At 39.0% G+C, this 21,980-nt stretch carries 5 protein-coding genes; 4 read left to right on the forward strand and 1 reads right to left on the reverse strand.

The genetic code is table 11. The features are described 5' to 3' along the window. Positions 1–12 precede the first annotated feature (12 nt). From H6G77_RS36535 to H6G77_RS31570, 4 genes are all read left to right on the forward strand, one after another. Positions 13–4,050, forward strand: coding sequence for a tetratricopeptide repeat protein (locus tag H6G77_RS36535; RefSeq protein ID WP_190873675.1), 4,038 nt, complete (start codon positions 13–15; stop codon positions 4,048–4,050). A 52-nt stretch (positions 4,051–4,102) separates the two neighbouring features. Further along, the gene (locus H6G77_RS31560; RefSeq protein WP_190873676.1) at positions 4,103–9,847 is read left to right on the forward strand and encodes a tetratricopeptide repeat protein; all 5,745 of its coding nucleotides are present in this window, start codon (positions 4,103–4,105) and stop codon (positions 9,845–9,847) included. 167 nt (positions 9,848–10,014) lie between these two features. Then, positions 10,015–15,651, forward strand: a complete 5,637-nt coding sequence (locus H6G77_RS31565) for a CHAT domain-containing protein (RefSeq protein WP_190873677.1) — start codon at positions 10,015–10,017, stop codon at positions 15,649–15,651. Between the two features lie 113 nt (positions 15,652–15,764). Next, positions 15,765–18,038, forward strand: a complete 2,274-nt coding sequence (locus H6G77_RS31570; protein WP_190873678.1) for a caspase family protein — start codon at positions 15,765–15,767, stop codon at positions 18,036–18,038. A gap of 156 nt (positions 18,039–18,194) precedes the next feature. Here the strand turns inward: H6G77_RS31570 and H6G77_RS31575 are convergent. Next, positions 18,195–21,980 (reverse strand): strawberry notch family protein (locus H6G77_RS31575; protein ID WP_190873679.1); only part of this gene is annotated, 3,786 nt, incomplete at its 5' end.

The following is a 21,980-nucleotide window of genomic DNA, read 5'->3' on the forward strand; positions in this document are numbered from 1 at the left end:
TGAGGTATGACGATGCGTTCCTGCAAGATTGGACTAGGTGTATTTTTTTGTCTGTTGGCTGTTGTTTCGACTTCCTTGGGTTCTAGTTTTCCGATGGTGTTTGCTGCATCACAGGTTTTGGCGCAGACTAATACTGAGCGTAAAGCGGAGGCTGATAGACTTTTGAACGAAGGATTCGATTATCGTCGATTCGGTAAGGTTGAGTTAGCTTTAAAGTCTCATGGACAAGCACTTCAAATTTATCGGGAAATAAAAGACCGTCGAGGGGAGGCCTTGGCATTGTCAGCTTTTGGTGATGTATATACCAACTTGGGAAATTATGCGAAAGGGATTGAATACTTTCAACAGTCTCTAGCGATTATACGCTCGATCAAAAAACCTGAAATCGAATTTTGGATACTTTCATATCTTGGTGCTGCTTATTCAGGGCTAGGGAATTATCCACAAGCAATTGCGTATGCAGAGCAGAGCTTAATAATTTCAACGCAATTAAAAAACAAGCAGATGGAGGGTAATGCAGTACTGGACTTGGGTAATGTGTATCGCAAATTGGGAGATTATCAAAAAGCAATTGAATATGTAGAGCAGTCATTGAAAATAGCACGAGAAGTCAAAGATGATTTACATGAGGGGAGTGCCTTACAAGAATTGGGGGAGATTTACTGGTATGAGGGAGATTATCCGAAAGCAATTGAGTATTTCCAACAGGGATTGAAAATTTTCCGGGTTCTCAAACGTCCTTATGCTGAACTTTCAGCACTTAATGGTTTAGGTCGGGCTTACTGGAAACAGGGAAATTACACCCAAGCCGTTGAGTATTTAACACAGGGATTGAGAATTTCACGAGAATTTCAAGACCGTCGAGGTGAGGGAACAGACTTATTAAACTTGGGTAATGTTTACGCTGAACAGGGAAATTATCCAAAAGCTATTGATTATTTACAACAGTCTTTATTAATTGCAGAGGAGACAAACAACCTTCTTAGCAAAGGAAAGACACTAAATAATTTAGGCAATATTTTCTACAAACAGGGTCAGTTAGCTTTAGCAGAAAGAACTCTCATCGAATCATTGAAAATAAAAGAATCTCTTCGAGATAGTAAATTGGGTGATAATCAAAAAGTTTCATTGTATGAAACTCAGCGTAATACATATAATACTCTGCAACAAGTCCTCATTGCTCAGAATAAAATTGATGCAGCTTTAGAAATAGCCGAACGTAGTCGCGCTAGAGCTTTTGTAGAATTATTGTCATCTCGCTTGACGGCTAACGCTAATGATGATTTAAAATCACCTCAGCCATTAAAAAAACAGAAAAGTCAAAAAAATACTACTTTTGTTCAAGATTCAATTTCTTCTAGTTCTAATTTACCAGTAGCATCGCAGATATTCGCACAGACTAATACTGACCGTAAAGCGGAAGCAGAGAAAGTGATGCAGCAAGGTCGTGAGCAACTGCAAAGCAGTCAATTCACCACCGCATTACAATCTTGGCAGCAAGCACTGTTAATCTACCGCGAAATAAAAGACCGTCAAGGAGAGGGTAAAACACTGCTAAATTTAGGTGTGGCTTACCATTTTCTGGGAGATTACCGCAAAGCCATTGAATATTATCAGCAAAGTTTGCCAATCTTGCGAGAAATTAAAGATAGTAAAATCGAGGGTATTGCACTCTACAATTTTGGTAATACTTACGATAGTTTGGGAGATTATCACAAAGCCATTGAATACCATCAGCAAAGCCTGAAAATCGCTCAAGAAATTAAAGACCGCGAAGGAGAAGGTGCTGTATTCGGTGGTCTGGGAAATGCTTACTATAGTCTGGGAGACTACCCCAAAGCTATTGAATATCATGAGCGAAACTTGAAAATTGCCCAAGAAATTAAATCCCGTCAGGGGGAGGGTGCTGCATTTGGTAATCTCGGTAGTATTTACAATGATCTGGGAGACTACCCTAAAGCTATTAAGTATCATCAAAAACACTTGGAAATTGCCCAGGAAATCAAATACCGTTTAGGAGAAGGGCAAGCACTAGGAAATCTCGGTGTTGTTTACCATAGTTTAGGAAATTACTTAAAAGCGATTGAGTACCACCAACAAAGTTTAGCGATCGCCCAAGAAATACAAGACCGCCAAGGGGAGGGTCAATCACTGGCAAACATAGGTATTGCCTACCTTGCTTTGGGAGACTACCCCAAAGCGATTAAGTATGAACAGCAAAGGTTGAAAATTGCCCAAGAAATACAAAACCGCCAAGGGGAGGGTCAATCACTGGCAAACATGGGTATTGCCTACCTTGCTTTGGGAGACTACCCCAAAGCCATTGAGTACCAACAACAAAGTCTGAAAATCACTCAAGAAATACAAGACCGTCTGGGTGAGGGTAATACGCTGGGTGGTCTTGGTAATACCTACTATAGTCTGGGAGACTACCCTAAAGCCATTGAGTATCAACAGCAAAGGTTGAAAATATCTCAAAAAATAAACGACCGTAGAGGTGAGGGCGCTGCACTTAACAATCTAGGGCTTACTTACTACAAACAGGGAAATTTCAAGTTAGCAGAAAGTATCTTATTTGAGGGAATAAAAGTATTAGAATCTCTGCGAGATCGAGAATTAAAAGATAATGATAAAGTTTCTTTTTTTGATACGCAGAGTAGCATCTATCGAATTTTACAACAAGTTCTGATTGCTCAAAATAAGACAGATAAAGGGCTAGAAATAGCCGAGCGAGGAAGAGGACGTGCCTTTGTAGAGTTGCTCGCTTCTCAAGTATCTTCTAAACCTCAAGAACAATTATCCAACCCACCAAATATTTACCAAATTAAACAAACTGCTAAATCCCAAAACGCCACATTGGTACAATATTCAATTATTACTGATGACTTCAAAGTAGCAGGTAGACAAAAAAACAAAGAATCAGAGCTATATATTTGGGTGATAAAATCTACAGGTGAAGTCACATTCCGCAAAGCTGACCTTAAATCTTTGTGGCAAAAAGAAAATACAAATTTAGAAGCATTAGTTAAAATTAGCCGTCAATTAATCGGTGTCAGAAGTCGTGGTATTCGAGTATCTCATAAACCAAGTCCAGGTGAAGCGCAAAACAATTTGAAACGACTACATCAATTATTAATTAATCCTATTGCTGACTTATTACCTAAAAAAGAAACGGACAAGGTAATCTTCATACCTCAAAATTCTTTATTTCTTGTACCCTTCCCTGCATTACAAGACAAAGATGGTAAATACCTGATCGAAAAACATACTATTCTCACCTCACCCTCAATTCAGGTTTTAGATTTAACCCGTCAGCAACGTCAAAAGGGAAAACAGCAGTCACGAACTGTCTCAACAAGAGCAAATTTCACCTCTCCATTAATTGTAGGTAATCCTACTATGCCAAAGGTTGCCTTAAAAATTGGGGATAAACCGCAACAATTAACTTCTTTACCTGGCGCTGAGAAGGAAGCAAAAGCGATCGCATCTTTATTTAACACCCAAGCTTTGATTGGTAATGACGCAACAGAAGCAGCGATTGTGCAACGTTTACCCCAAGCGGGAATCATCCATTTTGCCACCCACGGCTTATTTGATGATATTCGAGGATTGGATAGTGCGATCGCATTAGCTCCTTCCCAAAGAAAGCTCACTCTTACCCCTGAAAATTTAAGCTCTCTCTCATCACCTCTCAGCAAGGAAGATAAAAAGGACGATGGACTACTGACAGCAGAAGAAATTCTCGATCTGAAAATCAACGCTGATTTGGTTGTTCTCAGTGCTTGCGACACAGGTAGAGGTCGAATAACTGGTGATGGTGTTATTGGCTTATCTCGTTCTTTAATTAGTGCTGGTACACCCAGCGTAATTGTCTCTTTATGGGCTGTAGATGATGGTTCAACCGCTTTTTTGATGACTGAATTTTATCAAAATTTGCAACAGAAACTTGACAAAGCCACTGCGTTAAGAAATGCGATGCTGACTACTAAGAAAAAATATTCTAATCCTTCGCAATGGGCTGCTTTTACTCTCATCGGAGAAGCGGAATAAATGTAGTCATCATTCAATCGGCTATGATACTCACAAAAATAGAGCTAAATATATGAAACCAGATACAATGCAAAAATTTATCATCACAGGTAATCAATTTAATCTTACAATATTGAGAGTTGGATTAATTGTTAGTATTGCCGGATTATTAAGTGGGATACCAGAAGCTACAGCAATTAATTCTCAGCTACAAGTTATTGCTCAAAATTCACTTGTAAGTGCCACTCCTCAAGCCAATTCAACTGATGATTTATTGCAGTTAGGCATCAAACAGCTACGCGAATATAAACTTAGAGAAGCAGAAAAAACCTTTCAACAAGTATTATTGCAAAGACGACAAGAAAATGATGCGGCTGGAACTGCTATTGTTCTTAATTATCTGGGTGAAGTTTATAGTTTATTAAGTGAACCAACACAGGCTTTAAAATTTTCTCAAGAAGCATTGACTATTGCTCAAAAATTAAATAATCGTTCACAAGAAGCAGCAGCTTTAGATAATATTGGTAATGCTTGCAGTAGATTTAAACAATATTCTAAAGCGTTGGATAATTTTCAAAAAGCTTTGATTATTTGGCGAGAAATTAAAGATATTAAGGGTGAGGCAGGTAGTTTAAGTAATATTGGTGCAGTTTATATAAATCAAGGTTACTTTTCTCAGGCTGTAGAAGTTTTAGAGCGATCACTATCTATTCGACGACAACTTAAAGATAGTTTTAACGAACCAGAAACAATCGCTTTATTGGGTTTAAGCCATTATACATTAGGTAACATTGACAAAAGTTTTGAAATGTTAAATCAGGCTTTAAAGCTTAGTCGTCAGGTAAAAAATCCTAAAGCTGAAAGTATTGCACTAATGTCAGCAGGAACTGTGCATATTTTTTCAAGACAACTTGACAAACAAATAGAGTATATGCAGCCAGCACTTGTACTCGCTAGACAAAGCGGTAATGTATTGGAAGAAATGAAACTTCTTGCTTATATTGCAGATGCTTATAATCAGTTAAAAAATCCTAAAAAAGCAGTTGAATATAGTCAGCAATCTTTAGAAATAGCTCAGAAAGGATTAGCTATTTATCAAAAACAAAAAAATCCTGCTGAAGAAGCCCAAATATTTCTTAATATTGCATCAATTTACAATAAGCAGCAACAATATGATAAAGCCTTAGCATCATATCAGCAAGCTTTAAAAATTTTCCGACAACTCAAGCAGCGAGAATTAGAATTAGAAGCTATCAGTCAGGTAGCTGATATTTATAACCAGCAGAAAAAATTTGATCAAGCTGTAGATTTCCACCAGCAAGCACTGATAATTTTTAAAGAACTCAATAATCTACCAGCACAATTAGGTTTGCTTGCGTCAGTAGCACTGGCTTACGACAATCTACAGCAATATCCAAAAGCTATTGATTACTATCAGCAAGGTTTATCAATTGCTCAAGTAAATAAATTACCTTTATATAAAGGTATTATTCTTTATGGAATGTGTAATCTTTACTATGATTGGAAAAAATATAAAGAAGCAAGTGATAGTTGTGAGCAAGCTTTAGCTATTTTTGATAAAATCAAAAGACCAGAGGAAGAATTGATTAATATTAGAGACTACATAGGATTATTATATGAAAGCCAACAAAATTATTCTCAAGCAGAATCATATTATCAACAAGTACTCAAACGTCGGCAGGTTTTATATGGTTCAGAGAGTATTGAAATAGTAAAAAATATTAAAACATTAGGTTATCTATACAACAATCAAGGTAAGTATCGAGAAGCTTTACCATATTTTCAACGCGCTCTAGCACTTCAAGAAAAGCATCTTGGTCAAGAAAATATAGAGGTTGTTAACAGTTTGAATCAATTGACCAGTCTTTATATTAAATTGGTTAATTATCCAGAAGCACTAAAAGTTGGTCAACGCGCTCTTACCATTATTCAAAAACTTCGGGGTTTAGAACATCCAGATGTTGCTTCTTCCTTAAATAATTTAGCTAATATATACACTGGGTTAGGAAATTATCAAGAAGCATTACAACTTTATCAACGTGCCTTAACAATCGCAGAAAAAAATTTAAAGAAAGACTTTTGGGATGATTTTAACCTAGCAGTTCAGCTTAATAACCTAGCGTCAGCTTATAGAGACTTAGGTAATTATGATGAAGCTGAGAAAACTTGGCTAAGTGCTTTAAAAATCCGCGAACAGCTATACCAAAATGCACTAACTGCTCAACTGAGCGAACATGCCTATAGAATTAACTCTCTAGCTGGTGTGGTAGCTGGTAGTCTTAATAATTTAGCTAACTTATATCAAGATAAAGGAAATTATACTGAATCCCTCAAACTTCATCAACGTGCTTTATCTCTTAATGAAAAAGCATTTGGTAAAGAACATCCAGATGTTGCTTTAAGTATGAATAATCTCGCTTCTGCGTATAAAGATTTAGGAAGATATAAAGAAGCACTATCCCTAACAAAAACCGCTTTAGCTATTAATGAGAAAATTCTGGGGGCGGAGCATCCTCAAGTGGCTTCCAACCTCAACAATTTAGCCAATATCTACTTAGCACAGGGAAAATATACAGAAGCGCAAGTTTTATTTCAACGTGCTTTAGCCATTCGTGAAAAAGTATTTGGTAATGAACATCCATTAGTTGCAATTAGTGTAAATAATCTTGGTGGGCTGTATAGTACGCAAGGTAATTATCAGCAAGCAATGATTCTATATAAGCGTGCTTTGGAAATTCGTCAGAAAATATTTGGTGAGGAACATCCAGATATTGCTAGTAGCTTGAATAATTTGGCTAGTGTATATCAAGACCAAGGTAAATATCAAGAAGCCCTTTCTTTACATCAACGTGCTTTAGCTATTCGAGAAAAACGATTAGGCTCCGAACATCCAGATGTTGCTAATAGCCTAAATAATTTAGCAGAGATATACGTTACACAGGCAAAATATCAACAAGCAATAGGCTTACATCAACGCGCTCTCACTATCAACAATAAAGTATTTGGTATCGAAAATATTAACAGTGCCAGAAATCTTAGTAATTTGGCTAGTACTTACAATGACTTGGGTAAGTATAAAGAAGCCCTTACTTTATTTAAAAGTGCTTTAGCCATACGAGAAAAAATATTAGGTTCTGAACATCCCGATGTTGCTAATACTCTTAACAGCTTAAGTCTATTCTACGCAGAGCAAGGTAATTATGTAGAGGCAAAAAAACTTAGCCAACGCGCTTTATATATTCAAGAAAAAGCATTTGGTACAGAACATCCTGATGTTGCCACAAGCCTCAATAATCTAGCTGAAATCTACAAAAGCTTGGCTGATTATAAGCAAACTCTAGAATTACACCAACGCGCTAAAGCAATTAACGAAAAGGTATTTGGTAAAGAACATCCTCAGATAGCATATAGCCTCAATAATCTAGCTGGTACGTACTTAGTTCAAGGGAATTATCCAGAAGCACTAAAGTTATATCAAGAAGCTTTAGAAATTAACAAAAAAGAATTTAATGATGAGCATCCTTTGGTTGCTCAATCACTTCAGAATTTGGCTAACTTATATAGTGACTTGGGGAATGATAAAGAGGCTGAAGCTTTATATGAACAAGCTTTAAGAATCAACAAAAAGGTATTTGGCAGCAATCATCCGATGGTTGCGACAATCTCTAGCAATCTTGCAAATACCTATTATCACCTCGAAAAGACGACTGAGGCAGAAACAGAAACGAAACGTGCTTTAAAAATCCGAGAACAGGTATTTGGAGTAAATCATCCTGATGTGGCTCTTAGTCTCAATAATTTAGCTAATTTGTATAATAACCAAGGCGAGTATAAAGAATCTCTTCAACTTTTACAACGTTCTTTAGCTATTTGGGAAAAAGTATATGGTACTAATCATCCCCAAGTTGCACTAAATTTAAGTAACCAAGGTTGGACTTATTTTCTTTTAGGAAATAATCAAAAAGCACTTGAACTATTGCAAAAATCCCTTTCGATGACAGAAAGTGTTTTTGGCTCCCAACATCCTGGTGTTGCTAAAGATTTGAGATTACAAGCTTACGTGTACCATGCTCAAGGTGATATAAACCGTGCCATTGAAGTGAGAAATCGCAGTTTAGATATTAGCGATCGCAACCTCAATATTATTCTTGGTATCGGTTCAGAACGCCAAAAACAAAACTATATGATGGCGTTAGTTAATGAGTCAACCGACATTACAGTTTCCTTACACCTCCAGTCAGCACCCAATAATCCCGAAGCTGCAAAACTAGCTCTCACCGCAATTCTTCGCCGGAAAGGACGCATACTTGATGTTCTCAGCGATAATCGTAGCTGGTTACAACAAAACCTTACTCCAGAAAACCAAAAATTATTTGACGAACTCACAACCATCAGTTCCCAACTGGCAAGACTCACGTACACTGAATCTAGTAACTTTGGTCAAGAATTTGCAAAACTCCAGGCTGAGTATGACAAATTAGAAGCAGAACTCTCTAAACGTAGCAGCGAATTTCGCACTGTCACTCAAATCACCACAATTGAATCAGTGCAAAAATTAATACCTGCTGATGCAGCTTTAGTAGAATTTACGCTGTATCAACCCTTAATCAATCCCAAAGCTGGAAAAAAGAGCGATCGCTATGGTAAACCCCATTATGCTGCATATATCCTGACATCCCAAGGCGCACCACAATGGGTAGATTTAGGGGAAGCGGAAGCGATTGATCAAGAAATTACTGAATTTGGTGACATCCTGCAAAGTAAATCCCGCGATGTTAAACCAATTGCGCGTCGCTTGGATACCAAACTCATGCAACCTATCCGCAAACTATTGGGAGATAAGCGAAAACTGCTAGTTTCTCCCGACAGCCAGCTGAATCTAATTCCCTTCGCTGCGCTGGTAGATGAAAATAACCGCTATTTGGTAGAAAATTATACTATTAATTATTTAACAACAGGGCGTGACTTACTGCGCTTATCAAATCAAGCACCCAGCCGTCAAACCCCTGTGGTAATGGCAAATATTGATTTTGGTAATGCTGCAAGTAACTTATCTGTGTCAGAAAAAGGCGATCGCCAAGCAAAACCTTCCTCGGAATTTGACAGACTAAAATTCTCACCCTTACCAGGAACAAAGGAAGAAGCCGAAGCCATTACCCCCTTATTAAAAGATGTCAAACTCCTAACAGGTAACCAAGCCACAGAAAATACTCTCAAACAATTACAGTCACCTAGTATCTTACATATCGCTACTCACGGGTTCTTTCTCACCGATAAAAAAATAGACTTTCCAGATACTCTTGATTTAGCTGTGGGAAATCGTGGAATTATAGTTAAACCTGGTTCCAATCGTCAGGCGAATAAGAATCTTGAAAATCCCCTCTTACGTTCTGGTATTGCGTTAGCTGGATTTAACAACCGTCGCAGTGGTGATGAAGATGGTGTACTGACAGCCTTAGAAGCATCTTCCCTAAATTTATCGGGTACTAAATTAGTTGTACTTTCCGCCTGTCAAACTGGTGTGGGTAAAGCCACCAATGGCGAAGGGGTATATGGTTTGCGTCGTGCTTTTGTGATGGCTGGTACCCAAAGTCAGTTAATTAGTCTCTGGAATGTTGATGATTTGGGAACTAAAGAACTAATGGTGAAATATTACCAGCAACTAATCCAAAATGAAGGACGTTCTGAAGCTTTGCGACAGACACAATTAGAAATGTTGAATTCCCAAAAATACCAACATCCATTTTACTGGGCTGCTTTCATCCCTTCTGGTGATTGGACTCCTGCTAAATTTTAGCCTCAGTTTTGGCATATCCTTCCAACAATTAGAAATATACATCATCAACCCGCTTAACAATTCAAAATTCAAAATTCAAAATTCAAGACATTTTCGTTTGGGGATTTAAACCCCTGAATGTACGATAAAAAAGACAAATTTTACTAACGATTCACAATCACAAATTCATGCAAAATATATCATCTCCTAAAAAATCAGTGAAAACCAACGCTAAATTTAACTTGTTAATTCTCCGAGTAGGCACATATATTATTCTGACAGTTTTATTCAGTGGAATAACCGAAGCAGCTTTTTCCTCAAAACAAGAAATTATTACTCAAAACTCAATTCCCTCTCCTATTCAAGCAACATCTACAGATAAATTATTGCAAGCAGGAATCACACAGCTACATGAATATAAACTCAGGGAGGCAGAGAAAAATTTTAAACAAATTTTAGCACTGCGACAAAAACAACAAGATTCTTTAGGTGAAGCAGAAGCATTAAATTATTTGGGTGAAGTGTATAACTCATTAGGCGAATATCCAGAAGCACAGAAAGCATTAACTCCAGCATTAGCTATTTATCAAAAGCTGAATAATCGCCAAGGTGAAGGTAACGTATTAGATAATCTGGGTGAAACTTATCAGGGATTAAAAGAATATTCAAAAGCACTAGAAACCTTTCAAAAAGCTTTGACTATACGCCAGGAAACAAATGATAAGAAAGGGGAGGGTGAAACACTAACTAATATTGGTGTTGTTTATATTGCTCAGGGTAAAATCCAAGAGTCGGTAGAACCACTGCAAGAATCTTTAAAAATTCGACAGCAGATTAAAGACAGTTTTTATGAACCTGAAACTATTGCTTTATTAGGTTTAGTAAATAGAGCTTTAGGTAAAACCGAAACAGGTTTAGAGTTACTCAACCAAGCTTTACAACTTAGTCGCCAAGTCAAAAATCTTCGTGCAGAAGCACTAGCTTTAACCCTCAACGGCTTAGTTTATCAAGGTTTGAATCAAGAAGATAAAGCCCTTCAATTCTATCAACCTGCATTAATAATCATCAAAAAAGGCGGAAATCTTTCTGAAGAAGCTTCTATAATCAATCAAATGGGATTATCTCACCACAAGTTAAAACAATATCCCCAAGCAATAGATTATTATCAGCAAGCTTTACCCATTCATCAAAAACTGAAAAATCGCGAAGCTGAAGCCGAAACTTTACTTGCTATTGGTTTAATTTATAATGAACAAGAAAAATCAAAGCTTGCCTTGGATTTTTTTGAGAAAGCATTAGGAATGTATCAACAGCTTAAACAACCTGCCGTACAAGAAACAATTTTGTCTTTAATAGGAAGTGTATACAGATTACAATTAGAAGATTATCCCAAAGCATTAGAATATTATCAGCAAGCTTTGGCTATTTCTCGACAATTAAAAGAACCTAAAGATATAGCTGGTAATCTTGGCGCTCTTTGCGATACTTATTCCTTGATGACACAACATAAACAAGCAATAGATAGTTGTCAGGAAGCTTTAGCACTTTATGAAAAAATACCCAATCAAAAAGAACGCGAAGCTTCAATGCTTCTCAGTCTTGGGCAAATAAATGAATTACAAAAAAACTACGCTCAGGCTGAGTCATTTTTTCAACGTGCTTTAGCAATAAATTCTGAGTTACATGGTCAGGATAGTATAAAAATTGCAGATAATGTCTTTAATTTAGCAAATTTTTACCGCGATCGAGGTAAATACAATCAAGCATTATCCTATTATCAACGTCTTTTAGCAATCAGAGAAAAAAATCTTGGTTCTGAACACCCAGATGTGGCACTAAGCCTTAATTTTGTTGGTCATGTTTATGCGGATTTAGCTAAATACCAAGAAGCATTAAAGTATTATCAACGCGCTAGAAAAATTTATGAAAATCATCTTGATTCTCAGGCAGATAAATATTCTAGTGTTCTAAATAATATCGCTATTGTCTATAGTTATTTAGGGAACAACAAGGAAGCAATTATCTTGTATGAAAAATCTCTAGAAATAACGAAAAAAACTTGGGGTGATGAAAGTTCTCAAATAACTAAAACCTTGAGTAATCTTGCTAATTCTTATGAAGAGTTAGGAAATTATCAGAAAGCAGAAGAACTATATAAGCGTTCTTTAACAATAGCTGAGAAACGATATGCAAAAGCAGTAAATGCTAAACTTTTAGAGGAAGCAGCATATCTCAGTTTTAGCACTGAAAATTTTGCATCATCTCTGCAAAAATTGGCTGGTTTATATCAAAACCGGGGAAAGTATCAAGAAGCAATTCAATTATATAAAAAAGCGCAAACAATAAGTGAAAATCAATTTGGAATTGAACATCCTCAAGTTGCTAGAATTATCAACGGTTTAGCTTTAGTTTATAAAAAACAGGGAAAATATCAAGAAGCGTTGCAACTTTACCAACGCTCTGAGAAAATATTTGCAAAATCTTTTGGAACTGAACATCCTGAATATGCTACCTATCTTGGCAACTTGGCTAATTTATACCAAGAACAAGGTAATTATACAGAATCATTATCTCTATTTGAACGTGCTTTAAAGATTAAACAAAAGATACTAGGTCTTGAACACCCAGATGTCGCTCTCAGCCTAAATAATTTGGCTTTTTCTTATCAAATACAAGGAAGGTACTCAGATGCAATTAAACACTATCAGCAAGCTCTAGCAATTAACGAGAAGGTATTAGTACCAGACCATCCTCAAGTAGCTCTTACTCTCAATAATTTGGCAATTTTATATCAAGAACAAGGGAACTACTCAGAAGCACTGAAAAATTATCAACGTGCTTTCGCAATTCGTCAAACAATATTTGGCTCAGAACACCCATCTATTGCTGAAAGTATGAATAATTTAGCAGGTATCTATAAAGAGTTGGCTCAATATCAGGAATCTATTAATTACTATAAACGTGCCAAACTAATAACTGAGAAAGTATTTGGTTTCCAACATCCAAGCGTTGCTCTAATCCTTAACAATTTAGCATCTGTCTATCAAGAACAAGGCAACTATACAGAAGCATTGAAACTGTTTCAAGATGCTTTAGAAATTCGCACCCAAGTATTAGGTTCTGACCATCGAGATGTTGCTACCACTTGGAATAATATTGCTGTTCTCTATAGAGAGCAAGGAAATTACACAGAAGCACTAAAATTATTCAATTCAGCTTTGAAAATTTATGAGAAAAAATTCGGCTCCGAACACTACTTTATTGCTACAAGTTTAAATAATATTGCTAATGTGTATCAAGATTTAGGTAATTATCCAGAAGCTATAGATAAATATCAGCGTGCTTTAGAAATTCGCAGTCAAGTATTTGGTTCTGAACATTACTTAGTTGCTCAAAGTTATAATAATCTTTCTGGAGTATATAAAGAACAAGGTAATTATTCAAAAGCTCTTGATTATGCTCAAAAGTCTTTAACAATAAATCAGAAAACATTTAGCAATGAGCATCCAGATATAAGTCAAAATTTAAATAATATAGCTGCAATTTATGAAAATTTAGGAAATAATCGAGAAGCTGAAATTTTATATGATCGTGCTTTAGTTATTAATGAAAAAATATTTGGCAAATTTCATCCGAAAGTTGCTATAAATCTTGATAACTTGGCGGTGCTATACTACAATAAAGAAATATTTGGTGAACCAACAGAAAATATTCAAATTGAACCATTTATCAAACGTGCCTTAGAGATTAGAGAAAAAATATTTGGCTCCAATCATCCCGATGTTGCTCTCAGTTTAAATAATCTATCAAGTTTATATAATGTGCAGGGTAAGCATCAGGAATCCCTTAAACTCTTACAACGTTCTTTAGCAATTTACGAGAAAGCCTATGGTACTAAACATACTCAAGTCGCAATTAATCTGAGCAACCAAGCTTGGACTTACTTTGTTTTGGGTAACACTCAAAAAGCAATAGAACTCACTCAAAAATCTCTTGACATCACAGAAAGTATCTTTGGTTCTGAACACCCCGATTTTGCGAATAACTTGGGAATACAAGCTTTGTACTACAATGCCCAAGGTGATACATCCCGTGCAATTGAGTTGAGAAAGCGTGGTTTAGAAATAGGCGATCGCAATCTCAATATTATCCTTGGTATTGGTTCGGAACGCCAAAAACAAAATTATATGGCGTTACTTGTAGAGTCAGGTGATTTTGCAATATCTTCCCACCTCCAGTCAGCACCCAATAACCCCCAAGCAGCAAACCTAGCTTTAACCACAATCCTCCGTCGCAAAGGACGCATACTTGATGTCGAGAGCGATAGTCGAAACTGGTTGCGACAAAATCTTACCCCGGAAAACCAAAAATTATTTGACGAACTTTCCAGCACTAACTCCCAGCTTGCAAGACTTTTATACAACAGAAATAGTAATTTTACGAATACCCAATATCGCCAAGAAATTGCCCAACTGAAGACTAAAGCCGAGAATTTAGAAGCAGAACTCTCTAAACGCAGCGCGGAATTTCGCATCACAACCCAACCTGTAACCATTGAAACAGTACAAAAATTGATACCTGCGGATACAGCTTTAGTAGAATTTGTTCAGTATAAACCCTTAACCAACATCAAAGGAGCAAAACGAAGCGATCGCTATGGTAAACCTCGCTATGCTGCCTACATTCTGACATCCCAAGGCTCAATCCAATGGGTAGATTTAGGAGAAGCAGAAACCATTGATCGCGAAATAGCCGAATTTGGTACAGTTCTGCAAAGCAAATCCCGCGATGTTAAACCAGTTGCGCGTCGTCTGGATACCCAATTAATGCAACCCATCCGCAAATTGTTGGGTGACAAGCGAAAATTGCTACTTTCTCCCGACAGCCAACTTAATTTAATTCCCTTTGCGGCCTTAGTAGATGAAAATAACCGCTATTTAGTAGAAAATTATACTATTAATTATTTAACGACAGGGCGTGACTTACTGCGATTATCTAATCAGCCATCTAGTGTTCAACCACCAGTGATGATGGCGAATATTGATTTTAATAATGCGGTAAATAACGCACCTATACCTCCAGGTACAAAAGAAGATTTAAAACGCTCCTCAGAAATCAACAGACTCACATTTAGTCCCTTACAGGGAACAAAGCAAGAAGCAGATGCGATTTTACCTATACTGAAACAAAGAGGTATAAATGTAAAACTGTTAACAGGAAATCAAGCCACAGAAAACGCCCTCAAACAAATGCGATCGCCTAGCATTCTCCATATCGCTACCCACGGCTTCTTTTTGACTGACGAAAAAATAGAAATTCCCGATACTTATGATTTAGCCGTGGGAAATCGTGGAATCATCGTCAAACCTGGTTCTAGCCAGCGAGTGAGTAGAAACCTGGAAAATCCCCTATTACGTTCCGGTATTGCGTTAGCTGGGTTTAACAACCGTCGCAGTGGTGATGAAGATGGTGTACTAACTGCATTAGAAGCATCTTCCTTAAATTTATCAGGTACTAAATTAGTCGTACTTTCCGCCTGTCAGACTGGCGTAGGTAACACAACCAATGGCGAAGGGGTGTATGGTTTACGTCGTGCTTTTGTGATAGCTGGTGTCCAGAGTCAACTAATTAGTTTATGGAATGTCAGCGATGTAGGTACAAAAGAACTAATGGTGAAATATTACCAGCAACTAATCCAAAATGAGGGACGTTCCGAAGCCTTGCGACAGACGCAATTAGAAATGTTGAAGTCCCAAGAATATCAACATCCATTTTACTGGGCTGCTTTTATCCCTTCTGGTGATTGGACTCCTGCCAAATTTTAGCCTGATTTTTGGCATATCCTCCCAACAGCTAGAAATATACTACTTTGATGTAACTAAAGTATCAGAGTACAAAGCCTGACATCATTGACATTTAATTAAAAATCCAAAATCTTATGACACATATTAAACGCCGCCAATTTCTACAATTCACTAGTTCTGCTTTAGCAACAGTTGGTATCAGCCAATTAGATATCATGCGCCAATCCCAACAATATGCCAAAGTTTTAGCAAAAAATACTCCCCGCAAATTAGCATTACTGGTAGGAATTGATGAGTATAAAAATGACATTCCCACATTAGGGGGTTGCGAAAATGATGTTTCATTGCAACGCGAATTATTAACTCACCGCTTTGGTTTTCAAAACACAGATATTTTAACTTTAACTAATGCACAAGCAACACGCCAAAGCATATTAGAAGCATTTGAGCAACATTTAATTAACCAAGCTAAACCCGGCGATGTTGTAGTATTCCACTATTCCGGACATGGTTCACGGGTACAAGATAAACACCGTGATACACCAGATGGAATTAACGGTACTCTTGTTCCTATCGATAGTTCCTTTCCTCCTAATGGTGGTGTAGTACAAGATATTATGGGACATACTTTATTTTTACTCATGTATGCGTTAAATACTAAAAATGTCACCGTTGTCCTAGATTGTTGCTACTCTGGTGCAACCAAACGAGGTAATTTAGTAGTGCGTTCTCGCGATGGCGGAAGCAAATATTTGCCCAGTCCCGAAGAGTATAAACAACAAAGTAAATTACTAGCTAAAACCGGACTTTCAGAACAAGAGTTTATCAAAAAACGTAGAAAAAATGTAGCCAAAGGTATTGTAATTACTGCTGCTAAACGCAACCAAGAAGCTCTGGAAGCAATAACAAGTGACTTTAGTTCTGGAGCTTTTACCTACGCTTTAACTCAATATCTTTGGCAACAAGTAGGAGATGAATCTTTTAGTAAAACTTTTGTCAATGTTCGGGAAAACACTAAAGAAATCATTTGGCATCAAAGAGGTGGTAATAGTCAAGAACCAGAAATAGAACAAAATTTGCCAGAAAATTCAAATGTATCAATATATCATTCCACCCTCAAAGCAGTTCCGGCTGAGGCTGTTGTCACTGATATTAATGGAGATGAGATAAATTTATGGTTGGGAGGTGTACCTTCACAAAGCATAGAAGGATTTAATGAAAAAGCTGTTTTTACAGTAGTAGATGAAAATGGTGAAGGACGGGGACAAATACAAATTTCATCTCGTCAAGGATTGATAGCTAAAGGCAAATTAGTTAACACCCCACGCAATCAATTACAAAAAGGAACTCTTTTGCAAGAACGTATCCGCACCATTCCCAAAGATTTAACTTTAAAAATTGGGCTAGATGACAGTTCTTTAGATAGCAACACCATCAAACAAGCTAAACAAGCAATACAGGCTATTAACCGTATGGAAGTACTGTCATTAGGACAAAATGAAGTAAATTATATCTTTGGTCGTATGACTCAAGCTAAATACCAAGAACTAAAACAAAAACGCATACCAAACTTGCCTGTTGTCGGTAGTTTTGGAGTATTTTCGCCAACATTGGATGGAATTATTTCCAGTTCCTTTGGCAATGCAGATGAATCAGTAACTAGTGCTGTGGAACGTTTACGACCAAAGCTAAAATCATTTTTAGCAGCCAGAATTGTTAAAGATATACTTGGCAACAAAAATACATCAAAAATAAGTATAACTGCCTCAATAGTTGTTGCTGGGAGTCAAAAACTACTCGCTGAAACTTTCACAACTCGTGGTTTTAAACAAAATACTGGAGTTGCAAATTCTCCCAAACCCAGCCAACCAATCAACTTTTCCGATTCAGGTATAGCAAAATTGCCTGTAGGCATCAGTATAGCTTTCCAAATTCAAAATAATGAATCTGTTCCCCTCCACGTTAGTATCTTAGGCATAGATAGCACCGGGAGAATGGACATTCTTTTTCCTTATGACAGGTCAGAGGATGCAATTTTAGCCCCACCAAAAAAACAATTTTCGATTCCCCGACCGCCTGAACTAGGAGAACAACCTACCACTTTTGATATTTCCGAACCACTAGGTTTTACAGAAGCCCTGATTATTGCCAGTACTGAACCATTACGTGGTTTTCTAGATGTCATCAAAACATTAGCAAATACTAGAGGAATAGGCGATCAACGCAGTCCCATACCCGATATAACCGGAGACGAGTTTTTAGATTTAACTAATAGTTTGCTAGATGATTTAGATAGAGGTACTCGTGGGGCAAATAGTAATGAAAATATGCAGCTTCCCTCAAACACTCGTGGCAGTGATACTACCAAATTAGCCGTGATGTCGATTCCATTTGAAGTTGTTTCTTAAAAAAAATACACTGCATAGATAGAACTATTTGGTTTCACTTCTGCACTTGGAGTTTAGGTTTTGCCTTTTGTGCCTGAACTAGCTTGACAAAAACAAACTCTCTACCATTTAGAAAAAAACAAAGCGATGTGGTTTTTACCCATCGCTTTGCGTTCATTAACCTAAAATCTTTATTACTGCCGCCAGAATACCAGCAGCCTGATCGCCAACTGGCACAAACACACGCTTACGCCAGTCAATGATCTCCGTGAAACAGCCAGCAGTAACCAATCGATCAGCCAACGATAACGCATTGACTAACTCCAGACGAGGCTCACCAGCAACGAAAGACCGCCGCAGTGTTATACCTCCGGGCAGAGCTTGTGAATACTTCTCATCCAGCACAAGCTTCACAAGTTCTGCTGGAGAAAGCAGCTGATTTTTCAAGCCGAGTTGTTCTCGCACAGTTTGGATGTCTTGCGCCGAAATCACCCGACCAAGTACTTTCGCGCCATCACTGGTTTGCAACCGGAACACCCGACTGCTGGTTTGCGGTAGTATCTTCCAAATAGGTAACAAAATGCCTGTTACCAAATGCAGATAGTCGGTGTTGAATCTTGGCAATACGTCCACTTCCTTCGACCATGCCGCGATGAACACTTCAGTAGGAACTTGCTTCCATGTGGATGATTCCAAATCCGTGAGTGTGACGCGAGTTTCTTTTTGCGATCGCACCAACAAAACCCGTGGAATAACACCACCGTCACTGTCGAAGATACTGTGTGTTGGAATTGACACAGCAGCATTTCCCGACTTGGTATTTACCATCAGTCTCCCCTGATATTGAGTGGCAAACTCCAGCATTTCCTCAGCAGTTCTGATGTTGTTTTTCTGAGTTCGTTCTACCTTCAAATAGCTTGTTGCGCTACCAGTGGCAGGATGAGTGTACACAGCTTCTTGGCTTTCGACGGTAAAGCGTTCTGCTCGGAGTGTTTCAACACCAGCCTCAAAGATTCCTGCGGCTTGTGCTGCTTCGATTTGCTGACTTAAGAGCAATTCAAACCTCTCGAAAATGATATTCTGCATATCAATTCTGAGAGCCAGCAAGCGGTTGAGGAATTGACGCAGGGGCGGGAGGTCGATTTTCATTCCGCCCTCATGGGAAGTGAGGCTAAGTCCGGTCATCTGCTCGAACTGCCCTAGTGGAACTTCAACAAACCTGCCTTGATAAATCTGCTTGAACAACTCATACAGGGCGTGTTCGGCGTACTGAGATTCAAGGTTATCCTTAGTATTAAATATCCCATTTCCGCCCGTCTGTCGTTGCCCACGAGTGAGTGCGCCTAAGCTATCTAAGCGTCGGGCGATAGTTGAGATGAAACGGCGTTCACCGCGTACGTTCGTCGTGACTGGGCGGAAGATTGGTGCAGATGCTTGGTTAGTCCGGTGCGATCGCCCAAGCCCTTGAATAGCATTGTCAGCCCTCCAGCCAGCTTCGAGTAGGTAGTGCGATCGCCTACGACGATTCACAGCGTTCAAGTCAGCATGGTAGCTTCGTCCAGTACCGCCAGCATCACTGAAGATGAGGATTTGCTTCTCATCAGCCATAAATGCCGCAGTTTCAGCGATATTAGCGCCATTACCACGCGAATCAACGAACAAACGACCAGATTCATCTTTTAACACTCGTTTACTACGACCAGTTACTTCAGCAACCTGTTTGTGACCGAAGTGCCACAGCAATTGTTCTAGTGCGCCGGGAATGGGATCGAGACTTGCCAGTTTATCAACCAGGGCATCTCGTAACGCCACAGCTTCTTGGGAAATAACCGGAGAACAATCGGCATCAAACGCAGGCTCAGAGCGTTCTTCACCATCTTCGCCAGAGTGGATTTCATACAGATGAATGGGAAAACCAGACATCAGATAATCCATGACGTATTCCCTTGGCGTTAAGTCAAGGTTTAAGTCTTTCCACTCCTCAGCCGGAACTTCATCAAGCCGTCGCTTCAATAACTCTTCGTTGGTGGAGACGATTTGCACAACAACCGCATTACCAGCAGCCAAATCATTCTCAATCGCTTTGATAAGAGTGGGGCATTTCATACCCGTGAGAAGATGGTTAAAGAAGCGTTGTTTATGACTTTCAAACTGTGATTTGGCTGACATCTTAGCAGCACGGTTGTAAGTTTTAGCACCAGCAATGTTACAAGCTTCCAGTGCTTTCTCTAGGTTATTATGAATCACCTGGAAAGCGTCTGAGTAACTATTGTAAATCCGTTCCTGCGTCGGCGTTAGCTCGATTTCGAGCATCTGATACTCCACGCCTTCAAACGAGAGCGATCGCGCCAAATACAAGCCTAAAGCCTTCAAATCCCGTGCTACTACTTCCATCGCCGCAATGCCACCGCCCTCAATGGATTCTACGAAATCCTCACGAGAGGTAAAGGGGAAATCCCCAGTTTGCCACAGCCCTAAGCGATTGGCATAGGAGAGGTTAGAAACTTTGGTGGCTCCAGTCGCTGAGACATAGACTACTCGTGCTTTGGGTAAAGCATTTTGGAGTCGAAGCCCAACAACACCCTGCTGGGAAGCTGCAATCATGCCAAGTTTGCCCTCAACGGCCATCGCATTGCCCATTGCGTGGCATTCATCGAAAGCGATCGCACCCTCAAAGTCTTTACCAGCCCACTCAACGATTTGTTTGAGCCGACTTTTACCGTTCGTTTGTGAGCGCAGAGTTGAGTATGTGCAGAATAGAACACCTTGAGTGAATGGGATTGGCTCACCTAATTTGATTTTCGAGAGGTCGATAATATCTCGTTCACTACCACCCAGCGCATACCAATCTCGTCGGGCATCTTCTATGAGTGTGGCACTTTTGGATATCCAGAAGGCTTTTCTTCGACCCTGACACCAGTTGTCGAGGATGATTCCCGCGCACTGTCTACCCTTGCCAGCACCCGTCCCATCGCCCAAAAACCAGCCACGACGGAATTTTACAGCATTTTCTTCATTATTTGCCGCTACATTCACATTATCCCACGAATCGTCCACAATATAAGACCCGGAGAGAAACTCAGAGTGCGCTTGACCCGCGTAAATCACGCTCTCAAGCTGTGCCTCTGACAACAAGCCTTGAGTAACAATGTTTTGTGGCAGATGTGGTTTGTAAGATGGTGGTGGTGGGGATACTAATGCTAAAGCCGCACTTTCACAAAGTAATGAGGGATGGGGTAAAGCGTCTTTGATTCTGATGCGTTGTGGTCGGTAGGTTTCATAGAGAGTATCCTTTAAACCCTCATTGGCAACCCACTCGACTACTTCATACTCCAGAACTACTACATCGGGAATTTCTGCGGGGGGTTCTGGTTGAGCTACCACTGTACGCTTTGTCGGCAGTTTAACAACCTTCGTTGCAACGACAGCAGCTTTCATAGTTGCAACATTCCATTGCGAACGCCCAGGCAACTGCTCAATCAACGCCAGTATTTCAGGCAAGTCCAGGGTTTCTCGAATGCAAGGAATGTCGCCGGGGTTAGATGCTGGAACTTTATCAATAACGGTAATTCGGGTTTCGATTGTTGTCCCATGCTTGGCGTAAGCTTGACCACTGACCCCGACCGAAAGCACCACGCTGGATTTCTCCTGCCACCTAACGAAAGTTTCGCGCCAAGTGGGATTATTAGGAGAGAACCAGTTAGCGGAGATTGTCACCAATCGCCCACCGTCCGCCAGCTTTTGTAGTGCTGAGTTGATATGCCGAGGAGTTGCGTCGGGATTGCGATCGCCGATTCTTGGAGATGAGGAAAACGGCGGGTTCATCAACACCACTGAGGGCTGAGTCTTCCCTGCCAAATAATCGTTAATCTGCTCGGCGTTAACAGAGAACAGTGGAGTACCAGGAAACAGCCGTCGGAGAATTTTGGTTCTGTCTTCTGCCAGTTCGTTGAGCATCAGACT

The sequence above is a fragment of the Aulosira sp. FACHB-615 genome (assembly GCF_014698045.1).
In the GTDB taxonomy this organism is placed as follows: domain Bacteria; phylum Cyanobacteriota; class Cyanobacteriia; order Cyanobacteriales; family Nostocaceae; genus Nostoc_B.